We start from the raw sequence: 12492 nt of genomic DNA, 5'->3' as shown, positions 1-12492 counted from the left end.
CAGCGTCGACAGGGAGGGGACACCGCCATGAACCGGCGGACACTGCTGGCAGCGGGCACGGGGCTGGCGGCCACCGCCACAGGGGTCACGGCGTGCAACGATGACGCGGGGAAGGCCGGCGGTGACACGAGCCCGGTCGGGTCCTCCTCCTCGGCGCCGGACGCCCGCTCGGCCTCGGCGAGCGGCAGTCGCCGCGCCGTCGACGGCAAGCCCAAGTCCGCGGACTGGAGCGCGCTCGGCAAGGACCTCAAGGGTGACCTGGTGCGCCCCGGAGACTCCGACTACACCTCCGCCAGCCGGCTCTACAACACCCGCTTCGACCATCTGCGCCCCGCCGCCGTCGCCTATATAGAGAACACCTCGGACATCTCCGCCTGTCTGGACTTCGCCCGGCGCCACGGCGCCCCCGTCGCGATCCGCAACGGCGGTCACTCCTACGCCGGCTGGTCGAGCGGCGACGGCCGCCTCGTCATCGACGTCTCCGCGCTCGCCTCGATCCGTACGACCTCCGGCGAGGCGAGGATCGGCGCCGGCGCCAAGCTCATCGACCTCTACACCACATTGGGCGCCCGCGGGGTCACCGTCCCCGGCGGCTCCTGCCCGAGCGTCGGCATATCCGGACTGACCCTCGGCGGCGGCCACGGTGTGGTCTCCCGGGCGTACGGGCTGACCGCCGACAGCCTTACGGGTGCCACCATCGTCACCGCGGACGGCAAGGCCCTGGAGGTCTCCAAGAGCCGCGAGGCCGAGCTGTTCTGGGCGCTGCGCGGCGCGGGCAACGGCAACTTCGGCGTCGTCACCGAACTGCGCTTCCGTACGCATGACGCGGCCGACGGCGTGACCTGTTACATGTCATGGCCATGGTCCAAGGCCGCGAAGGTGCTGAGCGCCTGGCAGAAGTGGGGCCCCGACCAGCCGGACGAGATCTGGTCGGCGCTGCATCTGTCGGCCGCCCCCGGACGCACCCCCACCGTCTCCATCAGCTGCTTCTCGCTCGGCACCTACGGCGCGCTGCAGAACGCGGTGGACAAGCTCGCCGACGGGCCGGGCGGCCCCGGCCCCGCCTCGCAGGTCAGCCTGCGCCGCCGCGGCTACGTCGACGCCATGCGGATGTACGCGGGCTGCGGCGACACCTCCACGGCCAACTGCCATCTGCCCGGCGACAAGCCCGGCCGCAGCACCTCCGGGGTGCTGAACCGCGAGACCTACGCGGCGCGCTCGGACTTCTTCGACCGCTCGCTGAGCCAGGCGGGCGTCCGGGCGATGCTGGACCAGCTGGAGCGCTACGGGCGGCGCACCGGCGGCGGGGGCGCGGTCAGCATCGCGCTCACCGCGCTCGGCGGGGCGGTCAACCGGGTCTCGCCCACGGCCACGTCCTTCGTCCACCGCCGGTCGCGGTTCCTCGCGCAGTACACCGCGTCCTGGGCGGCGGGCGGCTCGGGCACCGCGGGCAACACCTGGCTGGACGGCGCCCATAAGGCGATGCGGCGGTATGCCTCCGGGGCGGCGTACCAGAACTACACGGACGCGTCGCTGAAGGACTGGCGCTCGGCGTACTACGGCTCGGCCGCCGACAAGCTGACGCGGGTGAAGAAGCGTTACGACCCGGACCGGCTCTTCGACTTCCCGCAGGCGCTGTGAGGTCCTTGGCCCTCGGAGGTCCTTGGCCTTCGCCGGACGTCGGCGGCTGATCCGCGGAAATGACAGAAGGCCCGGCAGCCGCCGGGCCTTCGTCGTATCCGTGTTCGTGGCGTCCGTAAGGGTGCCGCTAGGCCGCCAGGTCCTTGTTCCCGTGGTCGCCGCCCACCGAGCGGGACTCGGCGAGCTCGGCGCGCGCCTCGTCCGCGTCCTGGCCGACGGCGGCGGGCTCGGCCCGTATCAGGCGGCCGACGCGCGAACCCGCGACGGCCGTGGTCAGCGGGGTCAGCAGCATCATGGCGAGCGGCGCCAGCAGCAGCGTGACCGCCGTCCCCAGGGCGAACCCGCCGATCACATCGGTCGGGTAGTGGACGCCCATATAGACGCGGCAGAACCCTTCCAGCAGCGCGAGCCCTATGGCGGCGACCCCATAGGCGCGGTGAGCCATGAAGACGCCGACGGCGACCGCCATGGTCAGCGTCGCGTGGTCGCTGACGAACGAGAAGTCGGTCTTGCCCGCCACCAGGACATCGAGCCCCTGATGGTCCCTGAAGGGTCTGGGCCGCTCGACAAAGCCGCGGATGGGGATGTTGGCGACCAGCGCCAGCCCGGCGGCCAGCGGGGCCCACACCAGCCCGGCGACGGCGGACGGCGCCTCCTGCGGCCGCTTCCGGACGCTCCACCAGGCGGCCAGGGTCACCAGGGCGAGCCCGATGATGATCCCGTACTCGCCGACGAACTCCATGACGCAGTCGAACCAGTGCGGGGCGTCCTTCGCCAGCCCGTTGATGTCGTAGAGCAGGCTGACATCGGGGTTCGACCCGTCCAGTGCGAGTCCAGCCATATGCCGTGGCCCCTTATCTCTTGCCTGTCACTACGTGCAGCTGCCGACCCCCCGTAATGCCCCGCGAGCCGTGGCAACGCGACCGGCGCCGGAGAGTCCGCCGTCGATCCACGCTGATCCACGCCTCGATCCACCTCCAGGGAACGCCCTCTTCTCGCCAGGGGTTCCGTACTCAACCCAACGATCACCGGGACGTTATCGAAGGGTGACCGATCGTCGCAGCTCAGGGGGAATCCTTACGCGGGGTTCGCCCGCGGCAGCGCTTTCGCGCCATCCTGAGTCACCCGCGTAGCACCGATGTAGTCCGGCGAGTCGATCTTGTCAAAACGGATCACCGCACCGGTGTAGGGCGCGTTGATCATGTAGCCGCCGCCCACGTACATCCCCACATGGTGGATCGATCTCGGATCGTCGAGGTCATAGGCGAAGAAGACCAGGTCCCCAGGGAGCAGCTCGCTCCGCTTGGGGTGCGGTCCGGCGTTCCACTGGTCGTTGGCGACGCGCGGCAGATCGATGCCGACCGTCTTGTACGCCGCCTTCGTCAGCCCCGAGCAGTCGAACCGCCCGCCCTGCTCCGGCGTGCCGTTCCCGCCCCAGAGATAGGGCTTGCCGAGCTGCTCCTGTGCGAAGTAGATCGCCCCGGCCGACTGCTGGGAGGGCTGGACCTTCTGGATCGGCGCCTCGAAGCTCTTGGCGAGGGTGGTGATGGTCTTCACGTAGTTCTGGGTCTCGCGGTAAGGCGGCACCCCGCTGTACTTGATCACGGCATAGGCACCCGCGTTGTACGAGGCCAGCATGTTGTGCGTCTGATTGCCCGGCACACCCTTGACGTACTTGGCGAGCGAGCAGTCATAGGCGGCCGCCGACGGGATCGCGTCCTGCGGGTCCCAGATGTCCTTGACGCCGTCCTTGTTGCCGTCGACCCCGTGCGAGGCCCAGGTGGCGGGGATGAACTGCGCTATCCCCTTGGCGTTGGCCGGGCTCTGCGCCTTCGCGTTCCAGCCGCTCTCCTGGTAGAGCTGCGCGGCGAGGAGCGCGGGGTTGATGGCCGGGCAGGAGTTCCCGTACCGCTGGATGAGCGGTTCGTACGTGGCGGGAACGGCGCCCTTGGCCAGCCCGACGGCCTTACCGCCGGCACCGCCGACGAGGTCCGCCGCGACCATGTAGGTACCGACGACGAGCAGCGCGACGAAGGAAAAGGAGACTCCGAGACCGACACTGACACCCAGCCAGACCTTACGCACCCGGCCATCCTCCCCCATTCACCCGCCATACGAACGCGTTTCCGCTCGCACGGCGAAAATCAGCCGCTCCCCAGCCGAAACCATACGACGGCCCCCGACGCGCGCCCCCTTATGCGCCGCCGACCCGCCCCGCACGCCTCCCCGCCCCGTCTCGGCCGCCTCTCGCGGGGCCGGGGAACGCGTAGAGTCCAGCCGTCCGAGCACACGACCCTGGGGACCGCAGATGACACGCCTCGACCGGCAAGAGCTCGACTGGCAGCGGGCCGCACCCGACGACCTTCCGGAGGGCGCCGCCTACCTCGAGGTGGCCGTGGGCCCCGACGACCAGATCCTGATGCGCGAGAGCAACGACCCGGAGACCGTCGTCGTCACGACCCGGGCCAAGTGGGACGCGTTCATCAAGGGCGTCAAGGCGGGCGAGTTCGACGACTTCGCGGACCTTACGGAGACGGACGAGCCCGCGGGGAAGTAACGGGGAAGTGAGGGGCGGGGCCCAGCGGGCGGAGGCGCTGAGCGCAGGCGCGCTGATGACCCTTCACCAAGGAGCCTGCCCGTCAGCCCCTCACGGATCGTTGCCCCACGCCCACCCGCGTGATACACAGAGTGACCATACGACACTCCGTTGACATGCCTCACACGGCCGCCGGACGGGCGTGTCCCACAACACGCACGAGATCCGCCAAGAAATGCCGCCAAGTCGACATGCGGAAGCGGATTCATCAGCGAAGATAGAGGCTGACCCACGCCATGCCGGCGAAGAGACACAACAACCCACAAGGGGCGGTGAGTTCATCATGTTCCTAGCGGCCGAAAAGGGCGACATCAACACCATCATCGGCGGAATCGCCCCAGATTGGGGTCCGTTCGGCAGCCTGGGCAGCGAGGCTCGCGTCATGATCGAGGTCGTGATGGCGGTCGCACTGCTGCTGTGCTTCGGCATCGCCATCTGGGGCGCGGCCAAGCAGCGGATCGGCGCGACGGCCCTGCGGGACACCTTCAGCGCGGAGCAGGGCAAGGGACTGATCGTCGCGGGCCTGACCGGTGTGTTCATCATCGGTTCACTGGGCACGCTCTTCACGATCGTGTACGGCATGGCCATCTAGCCGCGTCCCCGTCCGCCCCCGAGCCGCCCCTCCGCGCGGGGCGCACACCCCTGGTCGCAAGCCTCCGCTCCCGATTCCCCCTACCGGCCCCACACCCCGTACCCGAGGCTGCTCCCTGATGCCCGCTCCCGCTCACCACGCTGAGGTCGTGTCAGCTTGATGTCCACTCACACCAGCGCGCCCGAGCGTCAGTCCTCACCGTTACCGTCGTATGCGGGTGACGGAAGAGGGACCATGGATGACGCGGTCGGCAGAATCAGCGGGATCGGCGGTATCAGCAGGCTCGGCAGGCTCGGCACGGGTGAAGGGGCGTACGCAGGATGAGTCTCGGCGGCGACGACGGATACGGCGGTGACTACGAGGGCCATGAGGCGCGCCGCGGCCGCGGCGCGGCCCCCGAAGGTCATCTGACGCGCACCCGCCTGCCCGAGGGCGACGGCGACCCCTACGGTCCACCCCGCCGAGCCCCCGGCCGCGCCAAGCCCAGCCGCAACCTGATCACCGTGGTCGGCGTCATCGTCCTCCTCCTCGCGGCCATCGCCTTCGTCAACCGCGGCGACGGCAAGGACGGCGGGTCCAGCGACAGCGACACCGGCGGGGGCGGCACCGAAGCCCACCCCACCGCCCCCACGGGCGAGCGCCCGGTCGACGGCAAGAACGCCACGACCGACATCGCCTCGGGTTTCGCCAAATCGGAGCAAGGCGCCCAGAGCGCGGCGGCGAACTACGCGGTGGCGCTGGGGTCCGCCGATATGTACAACCGCGACCGACGCCATGAGCTCGTCCCCCAGATCTTCGCCAACGCGGCCGCCGACCGGCTCCAGACCAGGCTCGACAAGGCCTACTCCGCGGCGTCCCTGGAGAGAATCGGCCTGGACGCGAACGGCAAGGCCGCCGACGGCATGACCTACGTCTCGCGCACCGCCCCTCTGGGCACCAAGGTCGGCAAGTTCTCGGGCACCAGCGCGACCGTCGCGGTCTGGTGCACCGGCGTGTTCGGCACGGCCGGAGAGGGATCGAAGAACCCGGTCACCAACGACTGGTTCACCCTGACGCTCAAGCTGCGGTGGGTGAACAACGACTGGAAGGCCGAGAGCTACTCGCAGAAGGCCGGTCCGGCTCCGGTCAACAGCGACCGCACCGCGTCCACGGCCGATGAGATCGCCAAGGCAGTCGAGCAGTACGGAGGGTTCACCTATGCCCGCTAGCCCCCGCCGTCGCGCTCTCACCCTCGCCGGAGCCCTGGCTTCCGTGCAGACGGCCGCCGTCCTGCTGGCCAGCCGCGCCGCGGCGGCACCCTCGCCGACGCCCACTCCGTCGGGCGGCAAGCAGGACGATTGCGAGCTCCTCCTCGGTCAGGTCCGAGAGAACTGCGAAAAGGGCGGCGGCGGAGGCTCCAGCGGCCCCCCCGACCCCTCCAACCCCCTCGACCCCGCCGCCTCCCTCGCCCGCGGCTGCGCCGACGCCGCCTCCTGGCTCGTCGGCAAGCTCTCCAAGCTCGTCAAGGAGACGGCCAACGTCGACTTCACCAACGAGGCCTTCCTCCGCCAGTACGCCGTCGTCTTCGCCGCCTCCACCGTCCTCACGCTCATCCTCTGGCTCCTCGCCGTCGCCAAGCGCGCCATCCGCGGCGTCCCCCTCGGCGAGGCGCTCTCCGAAGCCATAGGTTTCCTCTGGCTGACGGTCCTGGCCTCCGCCTTCACCCCCCTCATCCTCTATACGGTCGTCACCGCGACCGACGCCGTCACCGACGCCATCGCCTCCGGCACCGGTGCGGACAACGACGCCTTCTTCGGCTCCTTCTCCCAGGCGCTCAAGCGGGACGAGGACATCGGCGGCGGCCCGATCATGCTGATCGTCGTCTCGCTGGTGACGATCCTCGCCGCCGGCGTCCTCTGCCTCGAGCTCGTCATCCGCGCCGCCCTCCTCTACGTGGGCGCGCTGCTCGGCACCGCCGTCTACGCGGGCCTCGTCGACAAGAACATGTGGGGGCATGTGCGCCGCTGGGCGGGGATCATGATCGCCGTGATCCTCGTCAAGCCGGTGATCATCACCGTCCTGGCCCTCGCCGGCGCGCTCTCCACCAACGGCGACAAGCCCGACGCCTTCTCGGCCGTCGTCTCCGGCCTGTCCATCATCATCCTCGCCATCTTCGCCAGCGCGATGATCTACCGCTTCGTGCCCGGCTTCGGCGACGAGATCGTCAAGGCCCGCAGCGCCAGCTCCGACCCCGCGTCCCGCCAGGCCGCCGCCGTCATCACTTCCCCCGCCGCCCTGGTGAAGCAGGGCATCAACACCCACAGCGCCCGCGGCGGAGGCGAGGCCGGCGGGGGCGCTTCCCCGGGGCAGGCCAAGCCCGCCAACCCCGTCTCCGGCGGTGTGGCGGCCCACTCCACCCGCACCAGCGGCGGGGGCGGCGGAGGCGCCTCCCCCGCGCCCGCCAGCCGCACCGGCCACACCGGAGGCTCCGGCGGCGGCTCCGCCACGAACCGCAGCTCCGGCAACAACTCGGGAGGTGACCGGCGGTGACGATCGACGCCCAGTCGCACCCCATCGCGCCCCGTCGCACGTATCTGATCGGGCGCCCCCGCCCGAACGCGATCGTCGGCAAGAACCGCGAGACCGGCGAGATCGCGCTGATCATCGCGGGGGCGTTCATCGGGATGATGTGCGGGCTGCTGGTGCCGGTGCTGACGTTCCGCATCACCGCCCTGGTCGGCTTCCCCACCCTCGCCCTCGCCGCCGTCTACGTCCCGTACAACGGGCGGACGTTCTACCGCTGGTTCGAGATCAACCGCTCCTACAAGCGCAGCGTCCGTAAGGGCACCACCGCCTACCGCTCCGGCGCCGCCGAGGCCGGCACCCGCCTGGACGGCCGTGAGATCGAGGTCGGCCCGCCCCCCGGCATCGGCCGGATCATCTGGCTGGCCGCCCCCTTCGGCCCCGACGAGATCGCCGTGCTCCTGCACGCCGACCGCCGCACCGTCACCGCCGCCATCGAGATCGAGGGCCCCGGCGTCGGACTGCGCGACAGCGAGGACCAGGAGGCCCTCGTGGACCGGTTCGGCACCCTGCTCAAGCATGTGGCCAACGGCGACGGCTTCGTGACCCGGCTGCAGATACTGGCCCGCACCCTCCCCGCCGACCCCGACGCGCACGCCAAGGACGTCGAGCGGCGCGGCGACAACCAGGCCCCCAACTGGCTCAAGGACTCCTACGACCAGCTGCAGTCCATGGTCTCCACCTCCTCCGAGCAGCACCGCGCCTATCTCGTCGCCTGTATGCACTACACCCGCGACCTGGCCGCCGAGGCCCAGGCCATCGCGCGCGCCGCCCGCCACAGCGGCGGCGGCCGGCGGCTCGACAAGGACGCGGGCCTCGCCGTGGTGATGGCCCGTGAGCTGACCGACATCTGCGCCAGGCTCGCCGAGGCGGACATCCGGGTGCGCCAGCCCCTGGGGCAGGGGAGGCTGGCGTCCCTCATCCACTCCATGTACGACCCGGACCACCCCATCGACCACATCCAGGCGATGACCAAGCGGAACGCCTGGCCCGCCGAGCTGGACGCCATGGAGCCCACCTACCTCCAGGCCAAGACCCGGGAGTCGAGCACCCGCGAGCCCTGGTGCCACTCCACGGCCTGGGTGAAGGAGTGGCCCATGACGCCCGTCGGGGTCAACTTCCTCGCCCCGCTGCTCGTCCACACGCCCGATGTCATCCGTACGGTCGCCGTCTGTATGGACCTCGAGCCCACCGAGGTCGCCATCGAGCGGATGCTCACCGAGAAGACCAACGACGAGGCCGAGGCCAGCCGCGCCGCGAAGATGAACCGCACCGTGGACCCGCGCGACATCGCCGCCCACGGACGGCTCGACCAGCGCGGCGAGGATCTCGCCAGCGGTGCCGCGGGCGTCAACCTCGTCGGCTACATCACCGTGTCCTCCCGTTCGCCGGAGGCCCTCGCGCGCGACAAGCGGACCATTCGTGCCTCGGCGGGGAAGAGCTACCTCAAGCTGGAGTGGTGCGACCGCGAGCACCACCGGGCCTTTGTGAACACGCTGCCGTTCGCGACCGGCATCCGCCGATAGGGCAGACAGAGCAGACAGCGCCGATACAGCTCATAGAGCTGATAGACACGACTGGGACGACAGGGACGATAGGGGCTCCGCCGTGGCCGATCCGATGAGCGCCATCACCGATGCGTTCACCAGCTTTCTCTTCGGAAAGGTGGAGACGACGCGGCTGCCCGTACGCACCTCCACCGGCCAGGCCCAGGCGGTCTATCTCCCCACCGCGGCACCCGGCCTCGGCGACTCCGGCGTGGTCATCGGCCGTGAGGTCTACTCCGGCAAGGGCTATATCTACGACCCCTTCCAGCTCTACGGCCAGCAGCTGCCGGCCCCCCACTGGCTGGTGCTCGGCGAGTCCGGTAACGGCAAGTCGGCCCTGGAGAAGACCTATGTCCTGCGCCAGCTGCGGTTCCGCGACCGCCAGGTGGTGGTGCTGGACGCCCAGGGCGAGGACGGCGTCGGCGAATGGAACCTGATCGCCCAGGAGCTGGGGATAACGCCCATCCGGCTCGACCCCATGGCGGCCCTGGACGGCGGTATCCGTCTGAACCCCCTGGATCCGGCGATCACCACGACCGGTCAGCTCGCCCTGCTCCGCACGATCATCGAGGTCGCGATGGGGCACGGGCTCGACGAGCGGTCCGGGTTCGCCCTGAAGGTCGCGCACGCCTACGTCAACGAGACCGTCGTCGACCGCCAGCCGGTGCTGACCGACATCGTGGAGCAGCTGCGCCACCCCGAGGAGGAGTCGGCGGCGGCGATGAACGTCGATATAGACGACGTACGGGCCTGGGGTCTCGATGTCGCCCTGGTGCTGGACCGGCTGGTCGACGGTGATCTGCGCGGTATGTTCGACGGCCCCACCACGGCCGGAATCGATCTGGACTCACCCCTGATCGTCTTCGACCTGTCCCATATCGATCGCAACTCGATCGCGATGCCGATCCTCATGGCCATCGTGGGCGTCTGGCTGGAGCACACCTGGATCCGTCCCGACCGTAAGAAGCGCATCTTCCTGGTCGAGGAGGCGTGGCACATCATCAACTCGCCCTTCGTCGCCCAGCTCTTCCAGCGGCTGCTGAAGTTCGGGCGGCGGCTGGGCCTGTCGTTCGTCGCCGTCGTCCACCACCTCTCCGACGTGGTCGACGGCGCGGCGGCACGGGAAGCCGCGGCCATCCTCAAGATGGCCTCCACCCGGACGATCTACGCCCAGAAGGCGGACGAGGCACGGGCCACCGGCCGCGTCCTGGGCCTGCCCCGCTGGGCCGTCGAGATCATCCCCACGCTGTCGCCCGGTATCGCGGTCTGGGACGTCAACGGCAACGTACAGGTCGTCAAACACCTGATCACCGAGGCCGAGCGGCCCCTCGTCTACACCGACCGGGCGATGACGGAGGACGCGCTGGCCGTGCAGATGGCGGTCGAGGCGGAGGCCGAGGAGCGCGCCGCCGCAGCGGTCGAGGCGGCGGAGGCGGACACCTACGGCGGGCCGTCGTACGGATCCACGGTGGCGTGACATGGCAGCGGGACAGAATCACGGCGGGCCCGCGGAACGCGGCATTCCGGACGGCCTGTTGATCGGCGCCATCGCCCTCCTGCTGGGCGCGCTCGGCCTGATGTGGTCGGCGACCGGGCTGGCCGGGCTCTTCGCCCGCGGCGCCTGGCCGGACAACCTGACCTTCATGCGCGCACCAGTGGCGCTGCGCCATCTTCTGCAGGAGCCGCAAGACCTGGCGGCGGCCTGGCCCGACACCCCGAAGGACCAGCTGTCGGGGTACGGGCTGTTCTGGGGCATCTTCATCAGTGAACTGATGGTGCTGATCGTCCTGACCATCTTCGTGATGGGCACACTGGCCCGCTACCGGACGGTCCGCGCCCAGCGCCGCGTCGCCCGCGCCGCCGCCCTCGCAAAGGCGGCGGAGGCGAAGCGGCTCGGCCTTACGGACACGAGGACCGCGAAGGACGGCATCGAGCCCACGCCCGTCAACGGTACGGGCGTGGAGGCGGCCCCTGGCGTCGAGGCGCCGCCCCCACCCGTCCCCGGCCCTGGAACCGCCTCAGCGGCCCCAGGAGCCGCCTCCGCCAGACCTTCTGAGGGTTCGCCCGGCACCACCGCTCCAGACCGCTCCAGCGGGCTCCCCGCACCGGGCCCGGCCGAGGCGGTCCCCGGCGACGGCGTCATCGCACCCGTCGCCGGTCACCGCCACCCGGCCGAGGCCGTCGCCGCCGAAGCGTCCGCCGGAACGGGCCCCGAACCGCACCCGTACATCGCCGAGCAGAGAGCCGACGCACAGGTCACTCCCGCCCAGGGCCAGACCGCTCCCCCGGCCCAGGACGGCCTGTACGCCCCGCTCGACCCGACATCCGCACCACAGCCGCTCCCCACCCCCCGCAGCGGCCCGCTGACGTCGGCCGCACTCCCCGACGGGGAACTGGGCCGGTCCCGCGTCCTCTTCGGCGCCCAGCGCGGGGAGTCCGCGGCCCACACCGTCCTGGAGGCCATCGGCCCCGTCCTCGTCGTCACCAGCGATCCCAAGCTCTGGGCCACGACCAAGGACGCCCGCGCCAAGCTCGGCCCCACCCACGTCTTCGACCCGTCCCATCTGCTCGACACCCCCGCCCGGCTGCGCTGGAACCCGGCGGCTGACTGCGGCTCCCGCGAAATCGCGGCAGCCCGCGCCACCGCTCTCCTGGCCCCCGTACGGCCCATGCACGCCATGGACCGGCCCCTGGCGGAGGCCGCGGAGACGATGCTGCGGTGCTGGCTGCACGCCGCCGCGGTGGACGGCCGGCCGTTCCGCCATGTGCACCGATGGGCACAGGGCAGCTCGGCCCACGAGCCCGTGAAGATCCTCCGCACGCATCCCAAGGCGGCAGGCGGCGCGGCCGGCGAGCTGGAAGCCACGCTCACCGCCCACCGCGAACGCCGCGACATGGCCCAGGAGCTGACCGCCCGTGCCCTCGGCGCGCTCTCGTCGATCCATATCCGGGACGCCTGCAATCCGGGACGCGCCGACACGCTCGCACTGGAGTCATTCGTCGCCGAAGGGGGAACCCTGTATCTGATGGGCGAATCCATCGAGGACCCCCGAACCCAGCCGGGTGCGATGCCACTGTTGACCGCACTCGCCTCACACGTGGTCGAGCACGGCCGGCGCATGGCCGAACGGTCATCCTCCGGTCGGCTCGACCCACCACTGACCCTTGTCCTGGACGACGTCGCCGCCGTGGCCCCGCTCCCGGCACTCCCCGACCTCCTCGCCCAGGGCGCGGAGCAGGGCCTGCCCACACTGGCCCTGATGCGCTCCCAGGAACAGGCCCGAGCCCGCTGGCCACACCGCTCCCTGGTGGGCCAGGAATCGCGCTGACGGCCCGCACACCCCGCCGACGCCTCCAGCTGCTCCGAGGTGAGCTCCCCCGAGTGCGGGGACAGATATGCAGCAGAAGTCCCACGAACCATACGACGGGACCGACTGCTCCAAACATCGGGTCACAGAGCCACCGGGCACATCGTCCGATCGTGCTCACCGGGGCGTCTCTTCCATGCACAGCTGGGGACGAAAGCGGGAGCTGAACGCAAAAATGCCTCAGTC

10 protein-coding genes are annotated in these 12492 nt (G+C 70.5%); 8 read left to right on the top strand and 2 right to left on the bottom strand.

Going from position 1 to position 12492, the window contains the following annotated elements; genetic code table 11:
• The first annotated feature begins 27 nt into the window (after positions 1 to 27).
• The gene (locus tag JK364_RS44005) at positions 28 to 1641 is read left to right on the top strand and encodes an FAD-binding oxidoreductase (protein WP_201857070.1); all 1614 of its coding nucleotides are present in this window, start codon (positions 28 to 30) and stop codon (positions 1639 to 1641) included.
• 127 nt (positions 1642 to 1768) lie between these two features.
• Here JK364_RS44005 and JK364_RS44000 read toward each other — a convergent pair whose 3' ends face one another.
• Positions 1769 to 2482 carry a phosphatase PAP2 family protein gene (locus tag JK364_RS44000; RefSeq protein WP_201857069.1) on the bottom strand — a complete coding sequence of 238 codons (714 nt, stop codon included), beginning with the start codon at positions 2480 to 2482 and terminating at the stop codon, positions 1769 to 1771.
• A 236-nt stretch (positions 2483 to 2718) separates the two neighbouring features.
• On the bottom strand, positions 2719 to 3726 hold the full coding sequence (locus JK364_RS43995; protein WP_307841571.1) for a C40 family peptidase: 1008 nt from the start codon (positions 3724 to 3726) through the stop codon (positions 2719 to 2721).
• 223 nt (positions 3727 to 3949) lie between these two features.
• Between JK364_RS43995 and JK364_RS43990 the strand changes: the two genes are divergently transcribed.
• From JK364_RS43990 to JK364_RS43960, 7 genes are all read left to right on the top strand, one after another.
• Entirely contained in the window at positions 3950 to 4198 is a 249-nt protein-coding gene (locus JK364_RS43990; RefSeq protein ID WP_201857067.1) for a DUF397 domain-containing protein, read from the top strand.
• Positions 4199 to 4520: 322 nt separating this feature from the next.
• On the top strand, positions 4521 to 4829 hold the full coding sequence (locus JK364_RS43985; protein WP_009716148.1) for a DUF8827 family protein: 309 nt from the start codon (positions 4521 to 4523) through the stop codon (positions 4827 to 4829).
• Positions 4830 to 5149: 320 nt separating this feature from the next.
• Positions 5150 to 6037 carry a DUF8175 domain-containg protein gene (locus JK364_RS43980; protein ID WP_201857066.1) on the top strand — a complete coding sequence of 296 codons (888 nt, stop codon included), beginning with the start codon at positions 5150 to 5152 and terminating at the stop codon, positions 6035 to 6037.
• Positions 6027 to 7358 carry a hypothetical protein gene (locus JK364_RS43975; RefSeq protein ID WP_201857065.1) on the top strand — a complete coding sequence of 444 codons (1332 nt, stop codon included), beginning with the start codon at positions 6027 to 6029 and terminating at the stop codon, positions 7356 to 7358. Before JK364_RS43980 ends, JK364_RS43975 begins: the two co-directional genes overlap by 11 nt.
• A 2-nt stretch (positions 7359 to 7360) precedes the next feature.
• Positions 7361 to 8917: an SCO6880 family protein gene (locus tag JK364_RS43970; RefSeq protein ID WP_201857142.1), complete on the top strand. Its 1557-nt coding sequence runs from the start codon at positions 7361 to 7363 to the stop codon at positions 8915 to 8917.
• 94 nt (positions 8918 to 9011) lie between these two features.
• Positions 9012 to 10415 (top strand): ATP-binding protein, encoded by a 1404-nt coding sequence (locus tag JK364_RS43965; RefSeq protein WP_037955082.1) that lies wholly within the window; start codon positions 9012 to 9014, stop codon positions 10413 to 10415.
• A 1-nt stretch (position 10416) separates the two neighbouring features.
• On the top strand, positions 10417 to 12267 hold the full coding sequence (locus JK364_RS43960; protein ID WP_201857064.1) for a type IV secretory system conjugative DNA transfer family protein: 1851 nt from the start codon (positions 10417 to 10419) through the stop codon (positions 12265 to 12267).
• Positions 12268 to 12492 lie beyond the last annotated feature (225 nt).

Origin of the sequence: Streptomyces endocoffeicus (assembly GCF_016741935.1) — a bacterium.
Lineage (GTDB): Bacteria > Actinomycetota > Actinomycetes > Streptomycetales > Streptomycetaceae > Streptomyces > Streptomyces endocoffeicus.
Note: the sequence above shows the minus strand (reverse complement) of the source record. Positions and strands in the feature narration are given on the sequence as shown.

Excerpts from the sequence above, each read along its gene's own strand:
- JK364_RS43985 (WP_009716148.1), top strand. The coding sequence starts at position 4,521 with ATGTTCCTAGCGGCCGAAAAGGGCGACATCAACACCATCATCGGCGGA.
- JK364_RS43965 (WP_037955082.1), top strand. The coding sequence starts at position 9,012 with ATGAGCGCCATCACCGATGCGTTCACCAGCTTTCTCTTCGGAAAGGTG.
- JK364_RS43990 (WP_201857067.1), top strand. The coding sequence starts at position 3,950 with ATGACACGCCTCGACCGGCAAGAGCTCGACTGGCAGCGGGCCGCACCC.
- JK364_RS43960 (WP_201857064.1), top strand. The coding sequence starts at position 10,417 with ATGGCAGCGGGACAGAATCACGGCGGGCCCGCGGAACGCGGCATTCCG.
- JK364_RS43975 (WP_201857065.1), top strand. The coding sequence starts at position 6,027 with ATGCCCGCTAGCCCCCGCCGTCGCGCTCTCACCCTCGCCGGAGCCCTG.
- JK364_RS44005 (WP_201857070.1), top strand. The coding sequence starts at position 28 with ATGAACCGGCGGACACTGCTGGCAGCGGGCACGGGGCTGGCGGCCACC.
- JK364_RS44000 (WP_201857069.1), bottom strand. The coding sequence starts at position 2,482 with ATGGCTGGACTCGCACTGGACGGGTCGAACCCCGATGTCAGCCTGCTC.
- JK364_RS43980 (WP_201857066.1), top strand. The coding sequence starts at position 5,150 with ATGAGTCTCGGCGGCGACGACGGATACGGCGGTGACTACGAGGGCCAT.